28 protein-coding genes and 1 pseudogene are annotated in these 26,818 nt (G+C 62.1%); 23 read left to right on the top strand and 6 right to left on the bottom strand.

Features of this window, described 5'->3' with window-relative positions:
* The first annotated feature begins 22 nt into the window (after positions 1 to 22).
* The gene (locus VI08_RS09735) at positions 23 to 388 is read left to right on the top strand and encodes a hypothetical protein (RefSeq protein WP_045829369.1); all 366 of its coding nucleotides are present in this window, start codon (positions 23 to 25) and stop codon (positions 386 to 388) included.
* A 54-nt stretch (positions 389 to 442) separates the two neighbouring features.
* On the opposite strand, the gene VI08_RS09730 is transcribed toward VI08_RS09735, so the two are convergent.
* Positions 443 to 721 carry a hypothetical protein gene (locus VI08_RS09730; protein ID WP_045829368.1) on the bottom strand — a complete coding sequence of 93 codons (279 nt, stop codon included), beginning with the start codon at positions 719 to 721 and terminating at the stop codon, positions 443 to 445.
* 157 nt (positions 722 to 878) lie between these two features.
* Between VI08_RS09730 and VI08_RS09720 the strand changes: the two genes are divergently transcribed.
* Entirely contained in the window at positions 879 to 1,214 is a 336-nt protein-coding gene (locus tag VI08_RS09720) for a hypothetical protein (protein ID WP_157006586.1), read from the top strand.
* A 146-nt stretch (positions 1,215 to 1,360) separates the two neighbouring features.
* Positions 1,361 to 2,812, top strand: a complete 1,452-nt coding sequence (locus VI08_RS09715; protein ID WP_198148912.1) for a S41 family peptidase — start codon at positions 1,361 to 1,363, stop codon at positions 2,810 to 2,812.
* On the opposite strand, the gene VI08_RS09710 is transcribed toward VI08_RS09715, so the two are convergent.
* On the bottom strand, positions 2,809 to 4,029 hold the full coding sequence (locus tag VI08_RS09710) for a PQQ-dependent sugar dehydrogenase (RefSeq protein WP_045829364.1): 1,221 nt from the start codon (positions 4,027 to 4,029) through the stop codon (positions 2,809 to 2,811). The two genes, VI08_RS09715 and VI08_RS09710, sit on opposite strands and share 4 nt — an antisense overlap.
* Positions 4,030 to 4,203: 174 nt before the next feature.
* On the opposite strand from VI08_RS09710, the gene VI08_RS09705 reads away from it, so the two are divergent.
* Together VI08_RS09705 and VI08_RS09700 are read left to right on the top strand one after the other, a co-directional pair.
* A complete protein-coding gene (locus VI08_RS09705; RefSeq protein WP_045829363.1) occupies positions 4,204 to 5,232 on the top strand; it encodes a sterol desaturase family protein in 1,029 nt (342 codons plus the stop codon).
* Positions 5,229 to 5,738 (top strand): discoidin domain-containing protein, encoded by a 510-nt coding sequence (locus VI08_RS09700; protein WP_045829362.1) that lies wholly within the window; start codon positions 5,229 to 5,231, stop codon positions 5,736 to 5,738. The genes VI08_RS09705 and VI08_RS09700 overlap by 4 nt, the downstream gene beginning before the upstream one ends.
* On the opposite strand, the gene VI08_RS09695 is transcribed toward VI08_RS09700, so the two are convergent.
* A complete protein-coding gene (locus tag VI08_RS09695; RefSeq protein ID WP_045829361.1) occupies positions 5,739 to 7,742 on the bottom strand; it encodes an OPT family oligopeptide transporter in 2,004 nt (667 codons plus the stop codon).
* Between the two features lie 165 nt (positions 7,743 to 7,907).
* Between VI08_RS09695 and VI08_RS09690 the strand changes: the two genes are divergently transcribed.
* From VI08_RS09690 to VI08_RS09680, 3 genes are read left to right on the top strand one after another with little or no spacing between them, the layout of a single operon-like run.
* A complete protein-coding gene (locus VI08_RS09690; RefSeq protein WP_045829360.1) occupies positions 7,908 to 8,309 on the top strand; it encodes a cupin domain-containing protein in 402 nt (133 codons plus the stop codon).
* A 9-nt stretch (positions 8,310 to 8,318) separates the two neighbouring features.
* Positions 8,319 to 8,798, top strand: a complete 480-nt coding sequence (locus VI08_RS09685) for a hypothetical protein (protein WP_045829359.1) — start codon at positions 8,319 to 8,321, stop codon at positions 8,796 to 8,798.
* A gap of 50 nt (positions 8,799 to 8,848) precedes the next feature.
* Positions 8,849 to 9,298: a hypothetical protein gene (locus VI08_RS09680; RefSeq protein WP_045829358.1), complete on the top strand. Its 450-nt coding sequence runs from the start codon at positions 8,849 to 8,851 to the stop codon at positions 9,296 to 9,298.
* A gap of 350 nt (positions 9,299 to 9,648) precedes the next feature.
* On the opposite strand, the gene VI08_RS20830 is transcribed toward VI08_RS09680, so the two are convergent.
* Positions 9,649 to 10,020 (bottom strand): SMI1/KNR4 family protein, encoded by a 372-nt coding sequence (locus tag VI08_RS20830; protein ID WP_198148911.1) that lies wholly within the window; start codon positions 10,018 to 10,020, stop codon positions 9,649 to 9,651.
* A 174-nt stretch (positions 10,021 to 10,194) separates the two neighbouring features.
* Positions 10,195 to 13,011, bottom strand: coding sequence for a TonB-dependent receptor domain-containing protein (locus VI08_RS09670; protein WP_232309512.1), 2,817 nt, complete (start codon positions 13,009 to 13,011; stop codon positions 10,195 to 10,197).
* A gap of 428 nt (positions 13,012 to 13,439) precedes the next feature.
* Between VI08_RS09670 and VI08_RS09665 the strand changes: the two genes are divergently transcribed.
* The 11 genes from VI08_RS09665 (at position 13,440) to VI08_RS21735 (ending at position 21,933) form a co-directional block, all read left to right on the top strand.
* Positions 13,440 to 14,558 (top strand): ankyrin repeat domain-containing protein, encoded by a 1,119-nt coding sequence (locus VI08_RS09665; RefSeq protein WP_045829357.1) that lies wholly within the window; start codon positions 13,440 to 13,442, stop codon positions 14,556 to 14,558.
* Positions 14,559 to 14,690: 132 nt separating this feature from the next.
* A complete protein-coding gene (locus VI08_RS09660) occupies positions 14,691 to 14,990 on the top strand; it encodes a tetratricopeptide repeat protein (RefSeq protein WP_198148910.1) in 300 nt (99 codons plus the stop codon).
* A 5-nt stretch (positions 14,991 to 14,995) separates the two neighbouring features.
* A complete protein-coding gene (locus VI08_RS21745) occupies positions 14,996 to 15,334 on the top strand; it encodes a hypothetical protein (RefSeq protein WP_157006583.1) in 339 nt (112 codons plus the stop codon).
* Positions 15,335 to 15,479: 145 nt separating this feature from the next.
* Positions 15,480 to 15,680: a hypothetical protein gene (locus VI08_RS21740; protein WP_157006580.1), complete on the top strand. Its 201-nt coding sequence runs from the start codon at positions 15,480 to 15,482 to the stop codon at positions 15,678 to 15,680.
* Between the two features lie 91 nt (positions 15,681 to 15,771).
* The gene (locus tag VI08_RS09655; RefSeq protein ID WP_045829355.1) at positions 15,772 to 16,296 is read left to right on the top strand and encodes a DUF4142 domain-containing protein; all 525 of its coding nucleotides are present in this window, start codon (positions 15,772 to 15,774) and stop codon (positions 16,294 to 16,296) included.
* A gap of 5 nt (positions 16,297 to 16,301) precedes the next feature.
* Positions 16,302 to 16,736: a pyridoxamine 5'-phosphate oxidase family protein gene (locus tag VI08_RS09650; protein WP_045829401.1), complete on the top strand. Its 435-nt coding sequence runs from the start codon at positions 16,302 to 16,304 to the stop codon at positions 16,734 to 16,736.
* Positions 16,737 to 16,840: 104 nt separating this feature from the next.
* On the top strand, positions 16,841 to 18,334 hold the full coding sequence (locus tag VI08_RS09645) for an ATPase domain-containing protein (RefSeq protein WP_045829354.1): 1,494 nt from the start codon (positions 16,841 to 16,843) through the stop codon (positions 18,332 to 18,334).
* Complete coding sequence (locus VI08_RS09640) at positions 18,327 to 20,369, top strand: hybrid sensor histidine kinase/response regulator (protein ID WP_045829353.1); 2,043 nt, start codon at positions 18,327 to 18,329, stop codon at positions 20,367 to 20,369. The genes VI08_RS09645 and VI08_RS09640 overlap by 8 nt, the downstream gene beginning before the upstream one ends.
* Before the next feature lie 124 nt (positions 20,370 to 20,493).
* A complete protein-coding gene (gene gntA / locus VI08_RS09635; protein WP_045829352.1) occupies positions 20,494 to 21,177 on the top strand; it encodes a guanitoxin biosynthesis heme-dependent pre-guanitoxin N-hydroxylase GntA in 684 nt (227 codons plus the stop codon).
* Complete coding sequence (locus VI08_RS09630; protein ID WP_045829351.1) at positions 21,174 to 21,758, top strand: DUF1989 domain-containing protein; 585 nt, start codon at positions 21,174 to 21,176, stop codon at positions 21,756 to 21,758. Before gntA ends, VI08_RS09630 begins: the two co-directional genes overlap by 4 nt.
* Before the next feature lie 37 nt (positions 21,759 to 21,795).
* Positions 21,796 to 21,933 carry a hypothetical protein gene (locus VI08_RS21735; RefSeq protein WP_157006577.1) on the top strand — a complete coding sequence of 46 codons (138 nt, stop codon included), beginning with the start codon at positions 21,796 to 21,798 and terminating at the stop codon, positions 21,931 to 21,933.
* Between the two features lie 345 nt (positions 21,934 to 22,278).
* Here VI08_RS21735 and VI08_RS09625 read toward each other — a convergent pair whose 3' ends face one another.
* Positions 22,279 to 22,938, bottom strand: coding sequence for a hypothetical protein (locus tag VI08_RS09625; protein WP_157006573.1), 660 nt, complete (start codon positions 22,936 to 22,938; stop codon positions 22,279 to 22,281).
* Positions 22,939 to 23,199: 261 nt separating this feature from the next.
* Between VI08_RS09625 and VI08_RS22200 the strand changes: the two are divergent.
* The 4 genes and pseudogenes from VI08_RS22200 to VI08_RS21730 form a co-directional block, all read left to right on the top strand.
* Positions 23,200 to 23,403 (top strand): annotated as a pseudogene (locus tag VI08_RS22200) (hypothetical protein); the annotation flags it as partial.
* 231 nt (positions 23,404 to 23,634) lie between these two features.
* Entirely contained in the window at positions 23,635 to 24,507 is an 873-nt protein-coding gene (locus VI08_RS09620) for a DUF6216 family protein (RefSeq protein ID WP_045829349.1), read from the top strand.
* A gap of 602 nt (positions 24,508 to 25,109) precedes the next feature.
* Positions 25,110 to 25,994 carry a Fic family protein gene (locus VI08_RS21295; RefSeq protein ID WP_084621416.1) on the top strand — a complete coding sequence of 295 codons (885 nt, stop codon included), beginning with the start codon at positions 25,110 to 25,112 and terminating at the stop codon, positions 25,992 to 25,994.
* Positions 25,995 to 26,222: 228 nt separating this feature from the next.
* Positions 26,223 to 26,783, top strand: coding sequence for a hypothetical protein (locus VI08_RS21730; RefSeq protein WP_157006570.1), 561 nt, complete (start codon positions 26,223 to 26,225; stop codon positions 26,781 to 26,783).
* Positions 26,784 to 26,818 lie beyond the last annotated feature (35 nt).

Genomic DNA, 26,818 nt, shown 5'->3' with positions numbered 1-26,818 from the left:
TGGGCGCACGGGGCATCTTGCGATGAGTGTTTCGGGTACAAGGCAGCTCGGCCTGCTGTTCGCCGGCCTGCTCGTGGTGTCGGCAGCCATCGCCTACGCAGTGGTGCGCGACGGCGACGGCGGCCAACCCGGTGCGCTACATGAATCGACGCATGAAACCGCCCATGTCGCGGCCGTGCAGGCATTGCCTGGCCCCGTGACCCGTGAAGATGCGGCCGATGCCAACATTTCAGCGGCGCTGGATGCCTTGAGCGACGGCCGTGCGACATGCGTGGCGGGCGTGGTCTATGCCACGTCGGGGCACGTCATCGAACCCTGGCCGGGGCATATCCGTTGCGACCAGCCAGCCGACGCCGGGAAGCACGCCGCCGCGATGGCCGACCGCTAGGGCTATCAACCCCAGGAACCCTAGGCGCAGGTATAGCCGCTCATACCGCAGGTATCAGGTACGTTCCACCGCGTCGATGGCGCCGGAGAGCTCGAGCAGGGCCCGGCCAATGCCGGGCGCCGGGACGCTGCCCAGTGGGCCGAGCACGTTCAGCACGGCCTGGGCGGCGCCGCCGACGGCGGGCAGCGCCATGGTCGATGCCTCGCAGAGCACCAGGTGAGCCCGGAAGCGTGCCTCGTCGAAATCCCGGTCGAGCATGGCGCGGCTGATGGCCATGGCGTCGATGGCGAGTTGGGCACGGGCGAGAAGGATGTCTTCGTCGATGGTAGCCATGGGGCCAGATTAGAGGCCCGAACGTGACTGCGACATTAGCCGGGGGGCATATCCCGGGCGGCGGGGCGTGTCGCGACGACGGCGCTGTCACCGCCCGTGCACGCCGGGAGCCGAACGATGGGCGCGCCACGGCCCATGGTCGCCGGCGGGAGGTCACATGAACGCGCGAGGGCTTTGGGCGTTGGCGTGGATGGTACCGGGGTTGGCGGGGGCGCAATGGTCGCAGTTCGATGCACGCGACCACCAGGTGGTGGACCCTTTCGCGGTAAGCGCGTGCAGCGACGCCGCAAGCCAGGAAGTGCGCACGCGCATGCCCTCGGCCAATGCGGTGGCCGTGACAAAGACCGACCCGTCGTCGGCGGGCGATAACCGCGTCAGCGTCTCGGGCGAAGGTACCTTCGCAGGGGTGGCAGGGCCTTCCCAGACGTTCACGTTCCAGTGCACCTATGACGTCAAGGCCAGGACCACCTCGGGGGTGACCGTGCTGCTTTGACGGGTGCCGCGTCCGCGGACACCGTTTGCTGTCCGCGCGTGGCGCGCGGACAGGGCGGGGGCGTTCGCATGCCCCGCTCCCGTGCGAATCCGGGCTTGGTACGCGCCTTGCGTAGCGTGGGTGTCCCCAACCACAAGGTCCACCCGATGCCCATACCCCGCCACGCCGTAGCCGCCGCGCTTGCTGTATTCACCCTGGGTGCCGCCGCAGCGGATGCCCCGAACGCCGCGCGCCCGGATCCCTGGCAACAGATGTTCGAGGAAGATGTCGCTGGCATCGTCCAATGGGCAGAGGCGCAGCACATCCTGGCCGTCTATCCGGGGCAATCGGGATTTCAACAAGTGCTGCAACGGGCACAGGCACAGGCGCGGTTGGATGCGCCGAAGATCCACGGATTCACTGCCTACCGCCAGGGACTGAACCACTTCATGTCCGCGTTCAACGATGACCACAACTCGGTCAGCCTGGATATCGACCAGTCGACCATGCAGTGGCCCGGGTTTGCCGCGCTCTACGTCGGCGGCAAGTACGTCACGACGTTTTCGGAGCCCGGCATGCGCGATGGTGCGGTCATCACCGCATGCGACGGCAAGGCGATCGACACCTGGGTCAGCGAGCTGGAGCCCTACGAGGGCCGCATCCCGGGCCTCGAATCCTCGCGTGCCCTGGTCGCGCCATTGGTGTTCCGGGACGTGGGCAGCCCGTTTGTGCCACGCCCCACCGAATGCGTGATCGATGGCAAGCGGGTCGCCCTCGCATGGCATCCGCTGAGCGGCGCCAAGGCGGCCGAGATCAACGCCCAGGTGCGTGTGCAGCCGCAGCGGATGAGCCGGATCGAGCCCTTTGGCGACGATGGCACCTGGATCACGCTGCAGGACTTCAACCCCGCCACCAAGGCCGAGGCCGACTCATTCAACGAGGTGCTGGCAGCCACGCCCGCGTTGCGCGACAAGAAGCTCATCGTCATCGACGAGCGCAACAACGGTGGCGGCCCGTATGAGTGGTTCATGGCGTTCATCCGCACCTTGTACGGTGACCCCATGTCGGCGTACTACGCCCGTGCGCGGCTGGAAATCAGCAATGTGTACCGCGTGACGCCCGAGATCGATGCCTTGTTCAACGACGACACGGCGAAGAAAAATGGTTCGGAAGGTTTCAAGGTGCCTGTCGATGGCAAGACCTTCGATGCCGACAATAAACTGTATGAGGCGGCGCTGCGCAAACACGAGCCCGTGCTTAAGTCGGGGCCGAACATGCAGGGGATCGCAAAGCCTGCGAAGGCGCCCACGAACCCGGTCCACGCGAAGGTGCTGGTGCTGACGGGCTATGGCTGCTACAGCGCCTGCATCGGCTTCCTCGATGAAATGAAGCGCATCCCGGGGGTCACGCAGGTGGGCGTGGAAACGAACGTGGATTCACGCACGGGCACGCCCTTCGCCCACCCGCTGCCCAGCGGCAATGGCAGCGTGCGCGTCACCGTCATGACCCGCGACAACCGCAAGCGGGGCGACAACGAACCGAACCGCCCCGATGTGCTGTTCGACGGCAATATCCAGGACACCACCGCGGTGAAGTCCTGGATCCAGAGCCGCTTTTAGTTCTTGGGCGTAAGCCGGAACAGGCCGCCGGGCGAGGCATCCTCCACCATCCACAGGGAGCCGTCCGGCGCCTCTTCGATATCGCGGACACGCTTGCCCATGTCCCAGCGATCGACGGCTTGCGCGCCACCCTTCCCATCGAACGTGACGCGCACGATGTCCTGCGCGAACAGGCCGCCAAGGAAGGCGCTGCCCTTCCATTTCGCAAAGAGGTCGCCGTGGTAGAACATGAGGTTGCCGGGGGCGACCACGGGCACCCAGTAGATCACCGGCTTGACCAGGTCGCGGCGGGTATCGGGGCTGGGGATCGGCACGCCGTCGTAGTTCTTGCCGTACGAAACCAGCGGCCACCCGTAGTTCTTGCCGCGCTCGATAAGGTTCAGCTCGTCGCCACCACGCGGGCCGTGCTCGAGCTCCCACAATTTACCGTCGGGCGCGAAGGCGAGGCCATAGGGCGTGCGGAAGCCGGTAGCCCAGGTTTCCGATGGCGTGAGGTTCTTGCCCGGGAAGGTGTAGGTGCTGACCACCGGCGCCGTCTTCGCCTTCTCGGTGTTGCCGGCCGGGTCGATCAGCGGAATGGTGGGGCTACCCGTCTTGCCCGCCCAGGGGTTGCCAGGGGCCGGCTTGCCATCGAGGGTAAGCCGCAGGATCTTGCCCACGGGCTGGTTCGGATCCTGTGCCGGCGTGAAGCGCTGGCGGTCGCCGAGGGTGAGGAAGAGGTATTTGCCATCGGGCGAGAACGCGATGGCGCCACCGGGCTGGCCGCCCTTGCCCGTGGGCACCTGGCGCCACAGCACCTCGAAGCCTTCCAGGCGGGGCTTGTCGTCGAGCACCAGTTTGCCGCGCCCGAGTGCCACGCCGCCGCCGTATTCGCCGGGCTCCACGTAGGTGAGATACACGTTGTGGTCGGTGGCGTAGTGCGGCGAGAGGTAAACGCCCAGCATGCCGTTCTGGCCCTGCACCCAGCTCTTGGGCACGTTGCCAAGCTCGGTTTTCGTGCCATCCGGGGTCACCAGGTACACAGGGCCCACCTTCTCGGTCACCAGCATGCGGCCGTCAGGCAGGAAAGCGATGCGCCAGGGCAGGTCGAAGGTGGCCACCTTGGTGACGGTGAACGGAAGATCCGGGTTCGCCTTCTGGTCGCCAGCGTTGCTCTGGGCGAGCGCGGCGCCGGGTAGCAGGGCCGCAAGCAGGAGGGCGGTGGCCAGCTTCGTCATGTCTACGATTCCTTGGGTGCGGGTTATCGCTGACATCCTAACCGGCAAAATGCCGTTTCGGTGTGATGCACGAACCTGCGATACAAAGGCGCGAGGGCGCCGCAGCTTGGCTTGATGCAACTATTGGATCGTGATAAACCGGCCCATTAGCCACATCGGTGACCGGTGCCAGCGATGGACGTGATCGGATGGTTGTACCACCAGGTACTCGACTTCTTCAGCCTGCAGCCGTTGCTGCAGCTCATCGCCAACGGCGACTACCGCGCGCTGCTCACCGTCGATGGCTTCGGCGCGGCGATCAACCCCATCCTCCCGCTGCTGCTGGTGTTCGAGCTGCTGCGCAGCGTCGCCGCGAAGACGTTCAAGCGCGAGCACTATCAGGTACCCCTGCTGGTCATGGTCCTCAACCGGTTCATCGGGGCGTTCGTGACCATCGCTGTCGTGGGCATGTGCATCGGGCTGTTCCAGCGCTTCGCGCCGTTCCAGGCGGGCCTCACGTGGTACGGCGTGCTGTATGGCTACGTGGCGTGGGAGTTCTCCCACTTCGTGTACCACTTCTTCGCGCACAAGGTACGGCTGCTGTGGTGCCTGCATTCCACGCACCACGCGCCCGTGGCGATGAACATGAGCGTGAATTACTCGCACATCTTCCTCGAGGCGGCGTACGCGGACTTCGTACGCACCAGCATCTGCATGGTGCTCGGCGTGAGCCCGCCACTGCTCGTGCTGATCATGATCATCGACGGCTTCTGGGGCAGCTTCATCCACGTGGGCGAGGGCGTGCTGAAGAACGGCCGGCTCGGCGTGATGAACCGGATCATCCTCACCCCGTCGCACCACCGCGTGCACCATGCGCGCAACGTGGTGTACATGGATACCAACTTCTGCAACCTGCTGCCGATCTGGGATCGGGTGTTTGGCACGTACATCGAAGAACGCGACGACGTGCGCATCGAATACGGCATCACGCGGCCCATGAAGCCGTACAGCGTCACCGATGCGTACCTGGGCGAGTTCTACCTGCTCGGCAAGGATGTGTGGCACGCGCCGGGCCTGCGTAACAAGGTCATGTACCTGGTGATGCCGCCGGGCTGGAGCCACGACGGCAACCACAAGACGGCCAAGGTGGCCAAAGAGGAACTGGCCAGGGCCGAACGGCAACCGCCAGGGGCGTCGCACACGATCCACGGATACCACTCATGAAGCATGTCGCCTGCCTGCTGGCCACCAGCGTGTTCCTTGCGGTGGCCTCGACCGCGATGGCAGCAGGCGCCACCACGCCGCCGCAGCACGTCGACCTTGCCCTCGGCAAACGGGCCACGGGCTCGCCGATCTGCAAGCCGGGCGAGGAAGCCGAAAAGGCGGTGAATGGCAAGCTGGCCAGCAAGACCCAGGACAAGTTCTGCACCAGGCAGGTGCCCAGCTGGCTGCGCATCGACCTCGGGCAGGCGAGCCGGGTGTCCGGCTTCACCATCAGGCACGCCGGGGCAGGGGATGAGCCCGCGGATATGAACACGCGGGCCTTCACGGTGCGTGTCTCCGTCGATGGCAACGACTGGACGAAGGTGGTGGATGTGCCGGCCAATACGGCCAGCGTGACCGAGCACCCCATCAGCCCGGTGCAAGCCCGCTACGTGGAGCTCGATGTGAGCAAGCCCACGCAGACGGATGACCCGGCCACGCGGATCTACGAGGTCGAAGTCTGGTAATTACTTCCCGATGCGGTGGGCCATGCGCGCTACCCAGCGATACATGAAGAACACGATGAGGGCGAAGACGATACCGCCCAGCCACTGCGCCTTCTCGCCAAAGTCCGCACCCACCAGCGCCAGGGGCGCCTGCAGGTTGGTGAAGCCCAGCTTGTCGGCGAACGCCACGATGGCGGCGATGACCACGCCGATGATGCTCTCGCCCACGATCAGGCCCGACGCCAGCAGCACGCCCAGCTGCTTCGTGCTTTCGGGGCGTGCCGAGCGGTCGGCGCGGCGATCGAAGTACCAGCCCACGACCGAGCCCACCACCACCATCAAGGTGCTCACGGTGGGCAGGTAGATGCCCAGGCCGACGGCCAGGGGCGGGATGCGCGCATGCTTCGTGGTGCGCGCGAGGATCTCGTCGACAACGATGATGGCGACGCCGATGCCGACGCCGATCTGGATCAGGCTCCAGTCGATGTTGCCAGTGATCACGCCCTGGGCCAGGGCGGAGATGAGCCCCGCCTGCGGTGCCGGCAGCGCATGGGCGCCCGCGCCCGCCACGCCGACGAAACCGTAGGCCTTGTTGATGAGGTCGAGCACCGGCGGGATGACCGCCGCGCCCGCCACCACGCCCACCACCAGGGCCACCTGCTGGCGCCACGGCGTGGCGTCGACCAGCTGGCCGGTCTTCAGGTCCTGCAGGTTGTTGTTCGCGATGGCCGCCACGGTGAACACCACCGCGGTGACGAACAGCGCGAACGCCACCAGCGCCTTGCCTTCCTCCGGCCCCACGTACGGCTTGACGAAGGCCACGAGCAGCAACGCGGCGGCGATGACCACGATGATGCCCACGCCCGATAGCGGGCTGTTCGACGAGCCGATCAGGCCGGCCATGTAGCCGCACACGGTGGAGACGAAGAAGCCCATCAGCACCACGAAGGCGACGCCGCCGATGGCCAGCACGCCAATATGGGCGCCGAGGCCGGCCGTGTTGGCGAAGTAGCCCAGCAGCCAGGCGATCGGGACGAAGCAGGCCAGCGTGACCAGGCCCACGATGCCGATCGGGATGTCGCGCTCGGTGCGCGGCAATGTGTGGGCCTCGCCGGCCTTGCGCACCTTGGCGGCGGCCATGGCCGACGTGAGGCCGGTGATGACCGGCTTCACCAGCTTGGCCAAGGTCCAGATGGCCGATACGCCGATGGCGCCCGCGCCCACGAAGCGCACCTTGTGGCTCCAGGTGGCGTTGGCCAGGTCGCCCATGGACTGCGACAGGTCGCCCAGCATCGAGAAGTGCGGCACGCCCCAGCCCCAGCCGATGATGGCGCCCACCAGCATGGCGATACCCACCGACAGGCCCACCAGGTGGCCGATGGCGAACAGCGCGAACGACAGGCTGAAATCGAAGCCGCTGACAGCGCCCTTGTCGTTGACGCGGAAATAGCGCACGAAATCGCTGGCGAACACCTGCGTGGCTACCACCACGGCGAACGCGGCCGAGGCGATCGAGCCCCACAGCACCGCGAGCAGGCCCGCACGGCCTTCTTCCACGCTGCTGGCATCGGCATCGTCACCGCTGCCCACCTTCAGCACCTCGGCGCAGGCCAGGCCTTCGGGGTAGGGTAGGTCGGAATTGGTGACCAGCGCGCGGCGCAGCGGGATCGAATACATCACGCCCAGCACGCCACCCAGGGCGCAGATGGCGAACGAGGTCCAGAAAGGGAAATCCGCCCACCAGCCGATCATGATCATGCCGGGCAGCACGAAGATGATCGACGACAAGGTGCCCGCCGCCGAAGCGATGGTCTGCACCACGTTGTTTTCCTGGATGGTCGAATCCTTGAAGCCGCGCAGCAGGGCCATGGAAATCACCGCCGCCGGTATCGAGGTGGCGAAGGTGAGGCCGGCCTTCAGGCCGAAGAACACGTTGGCGGCGGTGAACACCACCGTGATGATCACGCCGAGGATGAGACCACGGAGGGTCAGCTCCTTGCGGTTTTCGGTGTCGCGTACGGTCATGCGGGGTTCCCTGGTATGCGCCCCGCTTCAGGTGGCGGGCTGCCGGATAGGGTTGCCGGAAACGGCGGGGATCGCAATGGGTTGGCCCGGGCAGGGGCTTTCGGGCTGGCCGTAGGCGGCGTACCTTGGGTTAACTGGCTTATTGCCACGTGGGAGGATGGGTAAATGACCGCGTCTTGCTGCATAGCCTCCGGATTGCTGTTGCTGGCCTTTTCGCTGGGCGCGCCGGCGGCCCCTCCCGCCGCGAACCACGGCGAGCGGACCCAGCTATCCCGCCATGACCTGTCCATTCCGGGGTACGAGGAGATCCAGATGCGGGTAGGGCTCAAACCTGGGGAGGTGGCGGCCCGGCATCGCCACCCGGGGGAGGAGATCATCTACGTCACCGCAGGCACCATCCGCTACGACCTCGACGGCCAGCCCGCGCAGACGCTGCATGCCGGGAACGTGCTCTTCGTGCCGACCGGCACGATCCATAGCGCCACGAACGTTGGCACGACCGACGCGGCGGAGATTGGCACCTACATCGTTCCCAAGGGGAAGCCGCTGGTGGAGTGGATGCCTTGAGGGCCTGACATGAATGTGCGCGCCTGGCGAGCGGCCATGCTGTTCCTGGCCTGCATGGTCGTCCGAAGCGAACCCGTGAACCCGGATTTGCAGAAGTGCCAAGCCTGGCTTGGCGCATTCTTTGGGGATTCAACGACTGCGAGGGATGAAGCTTTCAAATCCTACGATATGGAAAGCCAGTATCAGATCGTCATGTGCGGAAACCAGGTGCTTCATCCCCCGGCCATGGAATTGGCCACGCTATTCGCCGGGCAGGGCGCTGCCGTCGTTCCTCTTCTTAAGGCCAAGTTGTCCCGCGCCGACGACGACTTGACCATTCGGGACATCGTGTATGTTTTCAGCGAGATGAAACGCTTGCATGCATACGACCCGGCCGGCGATGCCGAGTTGTCCATGCTGATGGCCCGGAAAGTCGACGGAATGCACTATAACGGTTGGAAGACCCTGGTTCAGGCGGATCTGAATGAAATGCGTAGCAACGCCAGGTAGGCCTTAAGTTGGGTGTGGTCAGGACTTAGGCGATTCACGGAGAACATGCCATGGACAAGCAAGCAAAACCTGTGCTCCGCTATTTTCTCACGTGCGCAGGCTTTCTCATTCTGGCCGAGCTTTCGCCCTTTGAGGTGGTGGATCGGTTTTATCGCTTCGATCGCGCGCATGCGTTCCTTCCGGCGTTCTACGCGGCGCTGTTTCTCGTAGGGGCAGCCCTTGGCGTACCGCGGCATGCGTCGTGGCGGCAGGATGCAATGCGCGGTGCTGCGTGCGGATTTCTGAGTGGAGTCCTTGCCCAGGCAACGGTCCTTGTTGTGAATGGCCATACTGAGGTGGCTCTCCAAAATGGAGGCGCGTCCGAGCTGGGCTCCTCCTTTCTCATGGGTACGGTCGTATTCGCGACCCCCGTTTGGGGAGCCGTGTGTGCACTCGTCGACAAATCCCTTGCATCGAAGTCGATTTTCCCTGGACCGGCTGAAAACGGCGCGAACGGCTAGGCCGGGGTTGGCAGCACCTCTAATTCGGGAAGTCGAAACGAGCACTCCCCAATTGATCCGGGCAGCAAGGTCAGGCCGGAATTGATTGGCTTCGCGTACCGGTTCTCTGTTGGCTACAAGGCTTTCGAATTAAACGTGGACTACACGAGCAACGCGGATGACAAACGCTTCCACGTCGAGTTCGAGCGTCGAGGTGCTCGTTTGACGCTGCTTCGAATGACGCCCGCATACTGAGGGTCACGATGGGAGGTACGCGGGCTTACCACCTTGCTATTCCAGAAGGTCGGCGGCCGTTGGCTGATCAGCAGTGACCATGGTTCCTAAGGGGCCTTCGCTACATTGATGACGGCTTAGCCGCTTTGGTCGCTGCCCGTGGCTACTCGTGACGTTGCAATGAAGTCCTCGAAGGTTCCGACGCACAGGAAGTCCGTATCGCCCACGCTGACAAATGGAAGCTCGCCCACCATCCAGGGTTCGGATCGCATGTCAAAAGCAAGGCTCTCGTCGCCTCCGTCGGATCCAAACAAAAGAAAGCCGGGCGAGAACTCTGGCGCTCCATAATCAAGGTTGCTCTGCTCGATCTCCGACGCCTGCCAGAATTTATAAAAGCGCCCTGTGGCGAACCAACCCTCGCCACCGTCATGTTGTTTGAGGAAGCGCACATAGGCTTCGGGGAGGGCAGGGTAGCGATCCAGGAGCGACTGCAGGTCGCGATCAGCCACGGGAGGATTTGTCTGAAATTCTTGGGGCAGGAAATCGACGTGTGCGTCCACGATGGCGGTATCCCAGCTGATGCCCGGCGGCTGATAACAGTACACTCATGCGTTCTGCACAACAGGCTTGCACCTGCTCGGCCCCGATCACACCGAGGCCGAGAGGATTCCAGATTGCATGCCTCAATCCAGCTTGTAGTCGAACGTCAGGAAAATCTCTCGCCCGTTGTACTCATCCGCCGTCTGGCCCGTGGTCACGAATTCGAAGCCACCCGAGTAGTACGGGATCGATCCGACCTTGTTGAAGATGTTCGACACCGTGAGTTTCACGCGGGTGTCGGGGTTGATCTGAACCCCAAGGGAACTGTTCCATGTGATCCACACGGGCGTGCGGCCTTTGTACGTCGTATCGGCTACCGTCACTTGCTGGCCGTCCTGGGTGACCTGGCAGATGCCCGTGGCGATCTGCTCGGCCCCGTTCGGCACGGTCACCATGCCCGGCTGGATGCCATTCGGTAGCACGTTGCAACCGTCGTAGTTAGGGGCCCGCATGCTGCCGGCGCGGACACCGGAGATTGAGACATCCCAGATACCCTTGCGCCAGTCGGCCAGCCACGTGACGCGGCTGGCGACGTTCTGGTAGCGGGTGTTCTGCAAAAGATCCGACGACAGTACGCGCTGCTTATACGAGAGGTTATCCGTGTAGTTGATGCCGGCAGTGAAATCGCCCCAGTCATCGCTGTGGAATTTATAGTCCAGCGATGCATCGATGCCACCGACGTAAAGCGACGCTTCGTTGATCGGCCCCGACTGCACTGAGATGATCTGCCCGCTGGGGTCTCGCTTTACCATCTGGGTGACCATCTGGCAGTACGCCGAGCCGGCCACATGCGCGGTATAAGGCGACAGGCCCGAGGTGCCGTTCGGCTTCACGCCGGTGAGGCAGCCCGCTTCGTCGGCCAGGACGGTTTCCTGCCCGAGGTACTGGATGGCGTTGTCGACGCCCATGTGCCAGTAATCGGCGGACAGGGACAGGCCTTGCACACCAGGCACCTGCCAGACGAAACCGTATGTCCACGAATGCCCCTTCTGTGGCAGCAGGAGACGGCTGCCATTGGTGTATAGCGAGTAGTACTGCGAGGTGGGCCGCTGGACAAGGTTGCACCACGTGCTGTTGTTCTGGCCGGCCTTGATGGCGTTCACGCATTGCAGCGGGTCGACATAATCACCCACGGGCGAGGTCGACCCGGTCAGGTAGATGGCCTGCATGTCGGGCGCCTTGAAGTTGGTGCCGTAGCTGCCCCGAAGGAGCAGACCATCGTACGGGCGCCATTCGATGCCGCTGCCCCATGTACGCGCTATATCGGCGCTACTCGCATCATCGTACTTGTCCAGCCGCCCGGATATGGTCCACGTCACCGAGTTCAGCAGCGGCACGCGGAATTCGCTGCCGACGGAGTAGCGCTGGCGCGTGCCGCCACCCGTGAGGTATGCGCCGAAGGGGTTCTGGAACGTGGCGGGGTCGGTCGCGCGGATGTCAGGAGAAAGCTTGAAGCCATTGTGCGCCGCTTCGACCACCGCGGCCCAGCCGACCGATTCGTCCACCCACGGAAACTTGAACAGATCACCGTTGACGCGCAGCTGCGCCTGGTCAAGCCACGACGACGACGTGTTTTCGCCGTTTACCGCGAACTGGCTGTATTGCTGGGGCGTGATGGGGTTCCACCACTGCTGCTGGTTCCACGCGTAAATCGGCAGGCCATCGGCGGTGGTTCCCTGCTGTGTGCCAAGGAAGAAGTTCGACATGGCCTGCTGGTTCAGGCCCGTGAAGTCCTCCCGCACAGTATATTTCTGGCTGTTGAGGTTCAGGTCCCAATGGAAGCGGCTGTCAAAAACCGTGCCGCGCAGGCCCGTCTGCAGGTTCCAGTTGGTTTCACGGTCGTGCGTATTGGCCGGCGTGCCCATTTCCTGGGCCGTGAGCTGGCGGATCGCCTGGTTGATGACCTGGCCTGTGTTCTGGTCATAGAACTGGCCGCTACCGAACACGTTGAGCTGTGTGTTGGAGATGCCAACCGTCTTGTACAGGGCCGCCGAACCGTACAGCTGCATGCCATTGGCAAAGTCGTACTCACCCGATACGTAGCCGTTGTTGCTACGGCTGCCGGGCGTCAGCACCCAGTTCTGGAAGAGGGCAGGCTGGGCGCAGTAATACCCGTTATCCGTGATGCTCGTGATCTGCGTGCCATTCGTGTTCACGGTATGCGACTGGGCCAGCCGCGAGTTGGTGAATTTCGAGCACGCGCCCGCGGGCGGCGTAATGTAGTGGCCGTTGGCGTCCTGGGCGGACAACGCGATGGCACCGGCAGCGTCGTACTGGTAGCCAAACAAGCGCGCCGCGGGGCCCCACGAGCCGTAGCCGGCGCTGGCCACCGAATCCTGGTAGGGCCGGTCCATGCCCCATAAGGCGGTGCGATTGGACTTCTCGAGATTATAGACGACGTGCCAGTTACTCCCCGAGCGGCCGCCGAAGAAGTTGATGTCACCGTATGCGCGCCCGCCGCGCGTGGCACCACCCCCGGTCACCTGCAGGTCGTCACCCTGGTAATTCTTCTTCAGGATCACATTGACCACGCCAGCCACGGCATCGGAACCGTAGATCGACGACGCACCCGAGGCGAGGATCTCGATGTGATCGATCATCCCGGTGGGTAGGTTGTTGTAGTTCTGGAAGTTGCTTTGCTTGTTCAGGGGCTGGGGATAATCAACCACGCGGTGGCCGTCGATCATCAGCAGGCTGAAACCCGGCCCAAGCCCGCGGAGATTGACTGAACGGGCATTCACCGAGCTGGAGCCCCACGAGGCCGAGTCCGATACCTGGGGGCCGACCTGGGGCAGGGAATCGAGGAATTCCCACAGCGTGGTGTAACCCTGTTGCTTGATCTGGTCGCCCGTAAAGCTCACCACGGGCGCAGGGCCCTCGACCTCGACGCGCGGGATCATGGAACCAGTCACCGTGACCGCCTTCAGCTCAACGGCTTTGTCGGGCTTATCCGCGCTTGTTGGCGGGGCACTGGACGACGATGGTGCAGCCTGTGCGAATAGGAGCGGCGCCCAAAGTGCGAGCGCAACGGAGCTTGCGACCAAGGACGGCCGCACGGCGGTGCTCTTCATGTGTTCTCCCCAGTTCTTGCATCAGGTCATCCGCGACCGTTAGCGCCGCCCCCACGGCGCCTTTTGAATATACGAATACGGAATTCGCATATGGCTTGGTTATGCTATGTGCCGGATTCGTCGGGACGAATGCAAGTCGCGGTACAGCAAAGCATTTCGCGCAAGTTCTTGCGAATTCCCGTTTGCCATGCCGCGTGCGGCTGCTAAGCTCGGCCGAAGGACGTTGTAATCACACGTCGCGAATGGGGTCACAAGGAATGACAAAGGCCAAAAGGAAAACCTTACCGAAGGACTTTGATGCGTTGCTTCAGGCCGGTGATTCAGAAGCGATCAAAGCAGTATTCGAATCCTGTGACTTGGATGCGCGCGGGGGATACTCCAAGAGAGCCGCTTTGGCGTTCAACGAGCTCCACGATGACGTGACTCGATGGTTGGTCGGTCAGGGCGCCGACATATCCGCAACCGATAGCTATGGCGAGACGCCGTTGCACAGCCGCTCGGGCCATTGGAACGGAAAGATCGGTGTCTTGCTTGAGCTCGGTGCGGATGTGCATTGCACAGATAGCGGGGGGGAGACGCCACTTCACAAGGCAGCCTCGGTAGGGAATGTTCAGACCGCACGAACGCTGCTGGAGCGCGGGGCACGTCTCGACGCACTCAATCGCAGTGGCTTGAGCCCTTTGGCGCTCGCCCTGCAGCGTTGCACCAACGCCAAGATTCCGCAGATCGTCGAAATCGCCCAACTGCTGCTCGCCTCGCAACCCATTCAACCCGCAGGCTTGCGCTCGATTTTTTCGCGACTGCTTAAGGGGGAAGACGAGCAAGGCAGCCGGATCACCCCCGAGATGCGGGGATTTGTCGAGCGCATCGGCACGGATTTTGAGTTCCATCGCAGTAACTTCAATCCGGAAAGCGTCGATGCGACAAGTGCCGCGCTCGAAAGACTCTATGTCCTGTTCGGGGTTTCGCCCATCCCGCGCAGAATCATGCATGACGGGATATCCCCCATCGTGGCGAAGGCAACAACATGGGGAGACCGGCACCAGGAGCTATGGGAGCTGCTTGTTCCGTCGGGTGGCGCGGCCAGTACGGTGCAAGGGGAGGTCATCCGCATTTCGGGTCGTATCGCCAATGAGCTTGATGGCAACGGCGGCATAAACTGGGATGCGGACTTCAACCACATGGCGGATGCCCTGCTTAAGCACCTGGCATCCGGTAAGCCGCTGGGCGCCTCCGAGCTGCAGGAGGCGACGGATATCGTGGGCGACGTGAAGCGAAAGTCTGGTGATACCCAGCGACTATGCCAGTTAGCCGTTGATTGGGTGGCTCTTAATCCTGTCCCAGTAGCTCTTTCCAATCCGGGGTACAAGCGGTAGCCGTGCTACCAATGAAACGCCGCTCGATCGCATCCGTAGCCGCTGGAGCTGTATATGTCGAATAGAAAGCCATCCGCGAGCGCCGAAGCAGAGGCATCGCGTGCTCGCGCGTGGCTTGAGGAAGCGTGCGACTTGTACGAGACCGGAGAGCGACGTCGAACAGTCCAGCTCCTGTTGAAGGCGGCGTTGGCTGGCGTTCGGGAAGCACAGCTAAACCTGGCGAACATATATGACGACGCGGACGGCGTCCGGCGTGACATCGCAAAAGGACGGTACTGGTACAAGCGTGCAATCACGCAAGGATTGCCGGAGGGCGCCTACAACCTCGGTATGAGCTATCTGAATCGAGGTGACAAGCGACGGGCAAAGCGGTGGTTCATGGTCGCCAAGTCCATGGGAAGCGAGGATGCCGTTGAGCGACTGAGTAGGTGATTGCGATGGAAATCTTTCCATTCCTGACGGCCGAGGCAGGCGCCCCTGCCTTCAAAATAGAGAACGTCTATATTTCACGCCGAGCAATCGGCCGGATTCCGCGAACAGTACAAGGCATCACCGACGTCAAACTACGTGGCCGATTTGGGTCAACGGATGATGTTCGCGTTGAATTCAAATACCACGGCCGGGTTTACATCGTCTTAGAACCGTATGGTGACAACAGCGAGTACTGGATATGCCGGGAAAATCCGGGCGAGGGCTGGCACGACATTACAGAATTGTCGAACGCCTTCCTGCACTACCAGCCCCCATGTACCGCCAGGTTCTTGGCAATCTTGTGAGCTTGCGTTTTTTGCGGCGGCGGCGGTAGAGGTGGCAACGAGAGTCGTATCTGCGGACGACGACATTTTCATTACTGGTCCTGTGCGGCAGCCTCACGTCGGTGGACGGCTTAATGGCCTTACCCTCCACCAGCGGGACTACGCCATGAACGTCCGTTCCCATCTATCACAGCTGCAGAATGCGGCGGCCGAGCCGCCGCATGATCATCGAGAGCCCGGCAACCAGCCCCCGCGCCGGACGCAGGCGGAACAGCCCAACCAGACCAACCAGCCCCCGGGAAAGCCGGTGCCGGCGGATGCGACTGAAGAAAAGACCGATCCGTTGAAACCCTTCAAGGACCATTGACCGGAATGCCGCACAAGGGCGTGACTCTCCGTAGACAGCCTCTTGATCAGCGACCTGTCAAACCGGCGCTTCCAACCCGAGGGAGAAGGTCATGACGCGTCCGACGTTCCGAATGTCCGTTCTTGCCAGCTGTTTTGTTCTTGCCACCGGTGGTGGTGTCGTCCATGCGGCGGCAGCCGCGGACAACGGGCAGGCCGATGCCTCGTTTGTCAAAGCGGCGAGCGCCGCTGGCCTGGCTGAGGTCAAACTTGGCACCCTGGCCACGCAGAATGGCGGCTCTGAAGATGTCAAGGCGTTTGGCAAAACGATGGTGGACGACCACACCGCGGCGGGTGACGAGCTAAAGGCAATCGCGATGAGCAAGTCGATGCCCGTCTCGAGTGAGCCCATGCCGGCGGACGCCAAGGTGGCGAGCCAGATGGCGAGCAAGAAGGGGGTGGCTTTCGACTCCGCCTTCAAACAAAAAATGGTCGCTGACCACCAGAAAGCCGTGAAGTTGTTCAGCACCGAATCGACCAGCGGTAAGGATGCTGAACTCAAGGCGTTCGCTACCAAGACGTTGCCGACACTGAAGCACCACCTTGAAATGGCCCAAAACCTGCCGAGCGCGAAGTGATCGCCATGACCAACCGCACCCTTCAAGATCTGGCCAAGGCCATGGCGAGCATCGATTTCGCCATGCTCCAGACCCACGCCGCCAACGGCGAAATCGCAGGCCGCCCGATGAGCAATAATGGGGACGTGGAGTACGACGGCGACAGCTGGTTTTTCGGCTACGAAACGACGCATTTTGTCGCTGAGATCGAGGCCAATCCAGCTGTCGCCCTATCGTTTTCCGGCGCCAAATCGCTCTTGGGAAAGCCACCCCTATTCGTCGCGGTCGAAGGTCGTGGCGAGCTGATTCGTGACAAGCAGCTGATGCGGGATCACTGGCACAAGGAACTCGACCATTGGTTCGAGCAGGGCGTCGACACGCCCGGGATTGTCATGCTCAAAGTCCACGCCCGCCGGATCACTTGGTGGGAGGGTAAAGAAGAGGGCGAGATAACCCTATGAGGGTGTACTGCACGCTTTATTGACATCCGTGAAGGCAGGCTTTCGCTGGCCTGTCTACCTGAGGGGTGAGCACGGGCAGATATCGGATCCCAGGAAGGCTGCCCATGACGCCATTCGCTCGAAGCACTACGGGTGTGGAAGGACTTGATTCCATCCTGCGAGGGGGATTACCCGCCAACCGGCTCTATCTTCTCGAAGGGCAGCCCGGATCCGGCAAGACGACACTGGCGCTCCAGTATTTGCGCGAAGGCGTGCGCCTTGGCGAACGCTGCCTCTACGTCACCCTTTCTGAGACGGCCGATGAGCTAAGCGACGTTGCCGCGTCGCACGGCTGGACACTGGACGGCATTGACCTCTTCGAACTCGCTGCCGCGGAAGAAGTGCTGGGCGATGGCCGGCACCAGTCCGTCTTGCATCCATGGGAGGTAGAACTCGACGGTACCATCCAGCTCATCCAGCAACAGGTGGAGCGCATCAAACCGACGCGCGTGGTCTTTGACTCGCTGTCGGAGCTCAGGCTGCTTGCCCAGGATGCACTGCGGTACCGCAGGCAGGTACTCTCGCTCAAGCAGTTTTTCGCGCCCCGGAACGTGACTGTCCTGCTCGTCGATGACCTGACGGGGGAGGGCGGCGAGCGTGATGCCCATCTGCATAGCCTATGCCACGGCGTCATTTCCCTCGAGCGCCTCACCCTCGAATTTGGAGCCGCCCGCCGACGCTTGCAGGTGCAGAAGCTACGAGGGGTCAACTTCGTCGCTGGCTACCACGACATGGCGCTCGTGACCGGCGGTCTCGAGGTGTACCCACGCCTGATCGCCGCCGAGCACCACACCCCCTTTGCCGGTGAGCCCGTGCCCAGCGGCGTCGAGGGTTTGGACGGCCTGCTCTACGGCGGCCCTTTGCGCGGGACCAGCACGCTGCTCACCGGCCCCGCCGGAGCGGGAAAAACCAACGTGGCGCTTCAGTACGTCACGGCCGCGCTGGAGCGTGGCGAGCGGTGCTGTGTGTTCGAGTTCGATGAGCGCATCGGGACCTTGCTCACACGCTCGAAGGCGCTTGGCAATGACCTTCAGCCGTACATCGATTCAGGCCTTCTCGAGTTGACCCAGGTCGACCCCGCCGATATTTCACCGGGCGAATTTGCGTGGACCGTGCGCAAGGCCGTCGAGGAGCGAGGCTGCCGTCTGCTGGTCATCGACAGCCTTAATGGCTACATCGCTTCCATGCCACAGGAAAAGCAGATTCTCCTCCAGCTGCACGAGGTGCTTAGTTACCTCAACCAGAAGGGGGTGACGACCTTCCTGGTCAATCCACAGCACGGGCTGGTTGGCAGCATGTCGATAGGGAACATCGATGTCTCGTACATCGCAGACGCCATTGTCCTCTTCCGCTTTTTCGAAGCACGCGGCCGTATCAGGAAGGCGATCAGCGTGATCAAGAATCGCGGTGGCGGGCACGAGGACGCCATCCGCGAGCTGCGTATCGACACCCAGGGGATCCGGCTGGGCGAGCCACTCGAGCGCTTCCGCGGTGTGCTCACCGGCACGCCGGAGTTCGAGGGCGACAGCGTGAAGCTGCTGGACGAGCGTAGTGCCTAAATCAAGGCCCGTCAGCGTCCTCGCCCCCTTCGGTCGCGACGCCCAAAGCATTGCGTCCGTCCTCGCCTCCCACGGCATGACGCCAGACATCGTCGATAGCCTCGGCGCCTTATCCGACGCAGTCTTCAACGAAGCGGGCGCTGTCATCGTCACCGAGGAAGCACTTAACGGCGGCCTGTCCCAGTTGTCGCTGGCCTTGAAAGCCCAGGCCGCGTGGTCGGATCTCCCGTTCGTGCTGCTGCGCGCCCGGCGACCACCCGGCACCACACGACGCATGGAGCTCCCGCCCGAAGCGATCAACGTCATCGAACTCGAGCGGCCGCTTTCGTCGACATCGCTGATCAGCGCGGTGGAAAGTGCCTTACGTGCCCGTGCGAAGCAATTTGTCATTCGCGACCAGATGGTGGCGCTCGAGCATAGCCAGGCCGCCCTGCGGGCGAGCGAAGCCGAACTTCGCCTGATTGCCGACTCGCTCCCCGTGCTCATCGCCTTCATAGACAACGACATGGTGTATCGCTTCGTCAACCTGGCCTACGAGGCCTGGATGGGCCGACCGGTGCAGGACATCGTAGGTCGACGCATCGAGGACGTCATCGGGCCCGAGCTATGGGCAACGCGGCAGCCCGACATCGAGGTTGTACTCACGGGCGTGCCGGTTACCTCCGAGATTCGCTGGCCGCGGCCCGATGGGAGCCGACGCGACACGGAGATCCGCTACATCCCCCGCTTTGGCGCGGCGGGGACCGTCGACGGCTTCCATGTGTTTGCAGCCGACATCACCGAACGCAACGTCGCGTTGGAATACACCCGGAGGGAGGCAGCCCTCCTCGAGTCGCGGGTCGCCGAGCGAACGGCGGAACTGCGCGCGGAGATGGCCGCCCGGCAGGCGAGCGAGGAGGCCCTTCGCCAGGCGCAAAAAATGGAAGTGGTCGGGCAGCTCACCGGCGGCATTGCGCATGACTTCAACAACATGCTCACCGGCATCCTTGCCGCGATCGAGCTTGCGCGCTCAAAAATCGAGACGGGTGAGCCCGCCGGCATCCCGCGGCTGCTCGACATCGCCACCTCATCGGCACAACGCGCCGCCGGGTTGACGCAGCGCCTGCTCGCCTTCTCCCGGCGCCAGGCCCTGGATCCGAAGCCGGTGGACGTCGGGGCGCTTGCCCTGTCGATGGAAGAACTGCTCAGGCGGACGCTGGGCGAACGCATCCAGCTGAAGACGACGGCCAACGGTCCGCTCCCATCAGCCATGGTCGATGCAAACCAACTGGAAAGCGCACTGCTGAACCTCGCCATCAATGCCCGCGACGCGATGCCGGACGGGGGCGTGTTGCACGTCGACACCTCCGTCCAGGCCCTGCCAGACCATGCCGAAAGCAACGCAACCGACACCATGTTCGTGGTCCTCTCAGTGGCCGACACCGGCGTGGGCATGGATGAGGCGACCCTCGAGAAAGTATTCGAGCCCTTTTTCACGACCAAGCCCATAGGCCAGGGCACGGGCCTGGGCATGTCCATGATTTACGGCTTCGTGAACCAGACCGGCGGCCATATCCGGATCCGGTCGGTTCCTGGGGAAGGCACCACGGTGCGGCTTTATCTACCCATCGCCCAAGTGGCTGCGGTGGAAGCCGAGGAGGCGAGGGCACAAGCCGTCGCGACCGGCAGCGGGCAGCAGATTGTCGTGGTCGACGATGATCCGCAGGTGCGTTCCCTGGTGACCGAGCTCCTGGCCTCGCTGGGCTACGACGTGCATGGCGCGTCGTCCGCCGAAACGGCCCTCGAATATCTCCAGGGCCATGCCCGGGTAGACCTGCTCGTGACCGATGTAGGCCTGCCAGGACTCAACGGACGCCAGCTTGCCGATATCGCACGCCAGGCACGCCCCGGCTTACGCGTCTTGTTCATGACAGGCTATGCGTTCGGCGCCGTGGGGCCGGCGGACTTCCTCGACGATGGCATGACGATGATAGGAAAGCCGTTCCAGCTTGCGGAACTGAGCCGGGCAGTAGCGTCAATGCTCGGGTCAGGCTGAGTTCCCATGCCGCTGGCAATGTTGGGATGATGTGAGGGCAGGGCGTTTACACCGTCATCTATGTGGCCTGGCCCTTCAACATCCATCGCACGTTGTTTCACTGCCGCCTCCCCACACTGGGGCCATGACGACAGCCCAAGACAACGCAGCACTAAACGAATTCAATGCCCTCCTGGAAAGCGATGCGTTTCCTTGCTTCGCTGGCCGCACGGCTAATCGCAGGCACCAGGTCGACCATTTGTTCGCCCACGCCATGGGGTGTCCGTCGCATGACGGCATACTCGCTAAGGGCATTGCAGCCTTCGCGCAGGCCAACCCGCCCGAGGGAACGTTCCGCAGCCTCGTAGTCCATTTCACCGATGCCGATCCGGTTCCGGAGCCTCTCTTCGAGAAACTCCTGTTCGCGCGGCTCGAGGGCATCCAGCGAATCGACGCCCGGAAACACGCATGGGATCCCAAGGTAAGCAGTGACCCGGATGACCCGGCTTTCAGCATGAGCATAGGAGGCGAGGCGTTCTACGTGGTGGGGCTTCACCCGGGTGCGTCGCGGCCAGGTCGGCGCCTGGCGCACCCCGCGTTGGTCTTCAACCTCCACAGCCAGTTTGAATTCCTCCGCCAGCACGAGCGCTACGATCGGCTCAAGGCAGCCATCATCCAGGAAGACATCGAGCGCAACGGCTCGGCAAATCCGATGCTCGCAGCCCATGGCGAAAGCTCCGAGGCCATCCAATACAGCGGACGGCATATCACCGGTGAATGGCGGTGCCCATTCGCTCCAATCCACTCACCCGAAAGGGAGCGCGCGTGACGCCATCCACGATCCGGCCACAAAGTGGCACTGCTTTTCTCCTGAAAAAAGGCCAGCTGCTGACTGTCATTGATCCCGAAGGCCAGCAAGTAAGTGACCTCGTAGCCTTCAACGCGGAAGACACCGCTGAATGGCTTTCGAGTGGCCGTACGCTGGACTACGCAAGCAAGTTCCTTCTGACGACCGGCGATATCCTTTACTCGAACCGCAGCAATGCGATGCTCGCCATCGAGCGCGACGACGTGGGGCGGCACGATTTCCTTCTAGCGCCCTGTTCGAAGGAAATGTTCGCAAAACTGTATGGGCATGCGGAGCCGCATCGGGGCTGCTTCGGTAATCTGGCCGAAGCGCTGGAGCCTTACGGCATCACGCCTGACGCCATACCGACCGCGTTCAACGTCTTCATGAATGTGCAGGTGGACGGCCAAAAAGGGACGCTGTCAGTGGAGCCGCCCTTGAGCAAGGCGGGCGATTCCACCGCGTTCGTGGCCCAGATGGACCTCGTAGTCGGGCTCACAGCGTGCTCCGCCGGCCTATCGAACAACTTCCGATTCAAACCCATTCATTACCGCGTGGAGTGACTTGGTCGTCACGCATACATCACACCGGGAGACCGCCATGAACGATGAACAAAAAAAGGGTGAGGCCGACACAACGCCTCATCAGTACGACGACACAGCAAGCAAGCACGTGGAGAAAAAGCCGCGGAAGGACGAGTCTCCGCAGCAGGAACATAGTGACGAAGACCAAGGGTAGGGGAGCGACCGCTCTATCCGGTCTTCACATAGGTAAAAATACTTAGCTGTTATGATCGATTCATTGTCATGACAGCTAAGGATGGAGATGGGCCGGGAAAGACGTCGATGGTTTGCCCATGGCGACCGCATGGACGCTACGTCGCGGATGTTCTATTGCGCTGTCTGTCAACGCTTTATCCCCGGTGTCCACTTCGTCCGCTCGCTTGATTCTCGCTGCCGGGCGTCCATTGATCCTCGAGGCTCGGACTTTGACCCCGAGACGTTCTATCGGCCAGCGGATGCGGGCAATCTTTTTGCTGATTCGTCTTTGGCACGCGAGCCTTCGCGCCGGTGGTAGCATCTATTACGCGCACGTGATCGTGTAGTCAGACAGGTCTGCCGACATGATCACCATATCGCGCAGAGGAGCGCCTTCCGGCGACTTCAGGTAAATCCGGCGGCGCGTCGGGAATGCGAATCCGTTGAAGGTTTCATAACGGTCAAGATAGTGCGCAACAGGGTCCGTACCTGCGACCTCCACCGCGTAGTCCTCCCGACGAAGCAAGCCTGTTTCGTCAAAGTACAGCAGCTGCTCCGAAGCGACAGTCGCCATAGTGCCAGGAAAGGTGACCTTGACTACCTGCCAGGTCTCTTCGCCCTCGATCCACGGGCTCAATGGCTCCACGCGGACTTCGCTACTGTCCAGCAGAAAGGGAAGGTTGAAGTACGTCCACACGGCATGGCCAACAAAATAGACAAGCTGCGTGCGCGACCATGCGGTGTCCGGACGGAAGCTATCACGTGGGTCATCAAGCTCCTCGATCAGCCGACCATCCGCGGTAACAACGGCCGTTCGGCCCGGCGTGTATAGCCCTATGTGGCTGGCATGAATAAAGGGCTCAATGCTTACGTGCTGGCGGCGTGTGTCGACGGCCACACGGGTTGGCTTGCCTGCGAAGGCTTCCTGGCCGCGAAGCTTCAAAGCCAGCCCGTTCGGGAGGAAATTGGCGGTGATCTTGGTCACCGACTGCCAGCGTTCCAGTCCACCATGCGCTTCAAGCGCCTTGAGTATTACGTGTAACATGATTTCGCTCCAGCCCGGTGGCGAATATTTAAAAGTGGTCCGTTACCGCAAACCAATTTAATTCAGGGGCACGCCCGGGACCATCATCATTCATGCCAAATTTGGCATCAAACACGCCGCGGAGAGTAAGGGACCGCTCCTTGCGCATGAACATTTTGCGATCCGCGCTAACGAGCCCAATCACTTCGCTACCATGGCGACATGGATGCTCTGATAACTCCAGACGGTCGATATCTTGTCGTAAGAGGACGACTCTGGCGAACTGCCAATCCCGGTCTCGGTGAGCACGAGCGCGAGCGCTTGGTTCACCAACTGATGAAAGCCCGACGCAAGGTCAAAGCGGCGAAGGCCAATCAAGACACAGAAGGTTTAGCTGCCGCTCGCCGAGCCGTGGACAGCGCGAAGAGGTGTCGTGCGTCGCTAAGGATGGCGGCAAGCTACGCGAACCATAAGGCTCTGATTCGCATGCATTTCGGCGGAGGCTTTGCTAGGTGCCACGCCGATCGAGTTTATCGGCCGCTATGTTGAAGTCTTCCGCCAGCGGCACCAGCGTCGGCAGGAAACGGGCAGCGGCTGAGCGCGCTAAAGTTTCTGGCCGGAGCTTACGACAAATGGGGCTTCCCCTGAGGACTCTGCATGTTCGACTTGCTGACTGCCAACAGCGACACGCTTTGGAAAATCGTCAATGGCGCCTGGATCGTTTCGCTGGTCTTATGGCTGTGTGTCCGCGCCGGCTCCACTCATGTGCTGCTATCGCGCGCCTGGCGCCTCGTACAGGGCAAATCCAGTCGCACCGATCCGGTCATTGCGCGCTGGCTGAATGGCCGTGATGCTCTGATCCAGTTCCGCGTTATGTCCGGAGCGCCAGTGCGCACACTCGCCAATGCCCACCGTCTGATCGCGTGGGCCGAAGCGCAAAATGAAGATGTCGCCGACATCGCACGGTGTGGGCAGAATTTCGATGTTGAAACGTTGAGGCTCAAGGCGGTACCCCACGGCTTCTGGCTGCTCGTCGCCATCGTGGTGCTGGCCGCCTCGGTGGCTACGCTGGTGCTTTCCACCACCGCCACTTTCGCGCCCAGGGCTTGGGTCAACGTGAGGGAGCCCGGTGCTCACACGCTATACCTTTCGCCCAGCGATGCGCGCGTATGGCCAAGCAAGGCGCATTTCGGCCGCAGCGATTGCGAGACAAGCTCTACTCAAGTGCTCGCCGGACAGGTCGGCCTATCCGCGTCGGAGGTCACAGCAGTGTGCGGCTGGTTTGCGGATCCGAAGCTCGCCGAGCACCTGGACACCACCTTGCGTGAGCAGCGACAGGCGTTTGGCCTATTGGCGGTCCTGGCCGCGTTCTACGCGTGGACCAGTCGGAACTGGGTCGCCTGCACGGTCGCCGCTCGCGCTTTGGGAAAGCGGCTGGCAACCCCTCAGCCTGCATCGGAACGCACGGCGGACGCGCTGGGCACACAGCCAGATGACGACACAGACGTCACCTTGCCACCTCACGAGTGATCCTTTCCCGCCGGAAGAACGCACCCGGCCGTGCATGCCACGGTGAGGCTTGCCGATGATTGGCGATGGATGGTGGCGCCTTCGACCTCGGCACCATTGGCATCGGACGGTGTTACATCCTGACATTGTGACGGCGATGACTTGTTCGTAGATGCGAATTGTTGCACTCGCATGACGTTGCCCGGCGTATTAACGGGCAATATCCAGTTCACGAAAGGGCAGTCACGCGACCGCGTTCTGACATGGTGTAGGTGAGCGCCGCATACGTTTGTAGGGTTTCCCCTACAAACCGCAGCTACTTGCGCTGACGATTTTCGTAAGTGCCTGAACGGCATCAAATGGGCTTCGTGAGTGAAAAGCCCAATGAATCGCGCCGTTCAAATAGGCGCACATGCTTACGAGAAACGTCTTTTTATTGCGCTTGCAGCACGGTCATTTGCCGCTGAGAATTGCTGCGCAAAAGACGGTCAAGACACCCCACCTAACCGAGCAATAAATCCACCGAATGTGTTGCCGTTGAAGTTATTTAACTGGCGCACGTTTATCTCGATGCGCTAACGACAAGCACCGCATGAGGGGGACCTCTGCGGACAGGGAAAGTCATGCCTTCGCGTCAGATTCCTCCTTTTCGCTACGCAACTTTCGATTCGCTTTCTTCGTCAACCGCATCTCTTGTACGCAGCGCCGACCATGCCATCCCGGTCCTACGCCGATACGCGGCCGATCTTCTTTCAACCACCGTCCGCCGAGTGTCGACGTCAAAAGCATTCCAGCAGCTCGATGCCCCATTTGATCGCCTGATCCACCCTCTGTCCCGCTTCGTGGTTCGTGCCAATCACGCAGACAGGGATGTGTCACATCGAGTCGCTCGCGAACGTAGCGCGCTGGCGGGGCTGGAACCCGATGGCGCTGAGCTTTGCCGTGGATCATATAGCGACTTCCGCAGCACACTGGAACGCCTTGCCACTGCCGTCGTGGATTCGCCTAACCACATTCGTGAATCTGTTGTAGTTGGTACATCATATGATCCAGCAGGAAACCGCTGGCTGTACCTTCCGCCTAATATTGTAGACCAGGAGCTACAGCGGCTTTGGCGTGTTGTCCAATCGGATAGATCGGGGTCGCCTGTCTTCCTGGCAGCCATCGTCATGACCGCGCTGCTGACTATCCACCCCTTCACCGATGGAAACGGGCGTACGAGCAGAGCGCTCGCCAATCTCCTCATCTTTGGCGACGCTGCCATCGCGCGAGACAACTACATTCCATTCAAAGATCTCATGGCGATTAGCCAGAGTGGATTTGAGATCGCCTGCAACCAGGCGAGGTACTTCGGCCGTGTTGCGATCATTTGCCGGTGGATGGCAAATGCCGTCCTGCTCATTCACGAGCTGCAGCTAAGGGAACTCGACGTAATTCAGGAATTGCCTGGCTTCGGAGCAATGGCGCATCGCAGCCGGGCAGTAGCAGCACCCCCAACCATGGAGTGACATATGCGACAACTGACACGCGCGGAGCTGTTTCTTGTCTCCGGTGGCAACACGACGATTACCACCGTTGTTGTGACCCCGGATCCGCCTAATGATCCCACGCAACCCGGTGGCGACGGAAACGACAACCCGGGCGGCGGTACGGTTGGCATCCCGCCTCACCAGTAACGCGGCGTACGCCACGGAACGCCCTCACCGAGGGCCGTAATTTCAACCAGGAAGTTATACATGCGAACTCTAACAGCAGCCGAGCTGTTCCTCGTGTCTGGCGGCGACGTGACGCTGACCACAATCGTGGTCACCCCCGATCCGCCGAACAACGGCAATGATCCGCCGCCGTCTTCCGGAGGCGATGGTGGCGGCGGCCCAGCCGGTACTCCGACCCGGACGGGCACCCATTCCGTATACGACCGGAACTATTCGTCGAAGGTGGCTGGCGAGAACAACCCCGGCAACCTCGTTTACAACAGCTGGACGGCTTCCCACGGGGCAACCGGCGAAACCGCCAATGGCTTCGCCGACTTCTCGTCGGAGCAGGATGGGCGGCAGGCACTCGGCGATCTGATCGATGGCAATTACTACGACAGCACGCCCAACAGCCTTTCGCACGACGGCTACAACGGCGGCAGCACGTCGGCCCAGAACACCGAGTCGAACAACATCAACTCGTACATGGCCTCGCACGGGTATGCCGATGCGCAGAACGACACCATTCATAACATGAGTGATGACGAGTTCAACGTGTTCCTCGACGCGGTGACCAACGCTGAGGGTGGCACCAATATGTAACGCCCTGGCCGGCACCTCTCGGTGCCGGCCTTCTT

The organism is Luteibacter yeojuensis, assembly GCF_000964085.1.
Lineage (GTDB): Bacteria > Pseudomonadota > Gammaproteobacteria > Xanthomonadales > Rhodanobacteraceae > Luteibacter > Luteibacter yeojuensis_A.
Note: the sequence above shows the minus strand (reverse complement) of the source record. Positions and strands in the feature narration are given on the sequence as shown.

Bases quoted from the DNA above. Each gene is read 5' to 3' on its own strand.
- VI08_RS09735 (WP_045829369.1), top strand. From the start codon at position 23: ATGAGTGTTTCGGGTACAAGGCAGCTCGGCCTGCTGTTCGCCGGCCTG.
- VI08_RS09730 (WP_045829368.1), bottom strand. From the start codon at position 721: ATGGCTACCATCGACGAAGACATCCTTCTCGCCCGTGCCCAACTCGCC.
- VI08_RS09720 (WP_157006586.1), top strand. From the start codon at position 879: ATGAACGCGCGAGGGCTTTGGGCGTTGGCGTGGATGGTACCGGGGTTG.
- VI08_RS09715 (WP_198148912.1), top strand. From the start codon at position 1,361: ATGCCCATACCCCGCCACGCCGTAGCCGCCGCGCTTGCTGTATTCACC.
- VI08_RS09710 (WP_045829364.1), bottom strand. From the start codon at position 4,029: ATGACGAAGCTGGCCACCGCCCTCCTGCTTGCGGCCCTGCTACCCGGC.
- VI08_RS09705 (WP_045829363.1), top strand. From the start codon at position 4,204: ATGGACGTGATCGGATGGTTGTACCACCAGGTACTCGACTTCTTCAGC.
- VI08_RS09700 (WP_045829362.1), top strand. From the start codon at position 5,229: ATGAAGCATGTCGCCTGCCTGCTGGCCACCAGCGTGTTCCTTGCGGTG.
- VI08_RS09695 (WP_045829361.1), bottom strand. From the start codon at position 7,742: ATGACCGTACGCGACACCGAAAACCGCAAGGAGCTGACCCTCCGTGGT.
- VI08_RS09690 (WP_045829360.1), top strand. From the start codon at position 7,908: ATGACCGCGTCTTGCTGCATAGCCTCCGGATTGCTGTTGCTGGCCTTT.
- VI08_RS09685 (WP_045829359.1), top strand. From the start codon at position 8,319: ATGAATGTGCGCGCCTGGCGAGCGGCCATGCTGTTCCTGGCCTGCATG.
- VI08_RS09680 (WP_045829358.1), top strand. From the start codon at position 8,849: ATGGACAAGCAAGCAAAACCTGTGCTCCGCTATTTTCTCACGTGCGCA.
- VI08_RS09670 (WP_232309512.1), bottom strand. From the start codon at position 13,011: ATGATCCCGCGCGTCGAGGTCGAGGGCCCTGCGCCCGTGGTGAGCTTT.
- VI08_RS09665 (WP_045829357.1), top strand. From the start codon at position 13,440: ATGACAAAGGCCAAAAGGAAAACCTTACCGAAGGACTTTGATGCGTTG.
- VI08_RS21745 (WP_157006583.1), top strand. From the start codon at position 14,996: ATGGAAATCTTTCCATTCCTGACGGCCGAGGCAGGCGCCCCTGCCTTC.
- VI08_RS21740 (WP_157006580.1), top strand. From the start codon at position 15,480: ATGAACGTCCGTTCCCATCTATCACAGCTGCAGAATGCGGCGGCCGAG.
- VI08_RS09655 (WP_045829355.1), top strand. From the start codon at position 15,772: ATGACGCGTCCGACGTTCCGAATGTCCGTTCTTGCCAGCTGTTTTGTT.
- VI08_RS09650 (WP_045829401.1), top strand. From the start codon at position 16,302: ATGACCAACCGCACCCTTCAAGATCTGGCCAAGGCCATGGCGAGCATC.
- VI08_RS09645 (WP_045829354.1), top strand. From the start codon at position 16,841: ATGACGCCATTCGCTCGAAGCACTACGGGTGTGGAAGGACTTGATTCC.
- gntA (WP_045829352.1), top strand. From the start codon at position 20,494: ATGACGACAGCCCAAGACAACGCAGCACTAAACGAATTCAATGCCCTC.
- VI08_RS21735 (WP_157006577.1), top strand. From the start codon at position 21,796: ATGAACGATGAACAAAAAAAGGGTGAGGCCGACACAACGCCTCATCAG.
- VI08_RS09620 (WP_045829349.1), top strand. From the start codon at position 23,635: ATGTTCGACTTGCTGACTGCCAACAGCGACACGCTTTGGAAAATCGTC.
- VI08_RS21295 (WP_084621416.1), top strand. From the start codon at position 25,110: ATGCCTTCGCGTCAGATTCCTCCTTTTCGCTACGCAACTTTCGATTCG.
- VI08_RS21730 (WP_157006570.1), top strand. From the start codon at position 26,223: ATGCGAACTCTAACAGCAGCCGAGCTGTTCCTCGTGTCTGGCGGCGAC.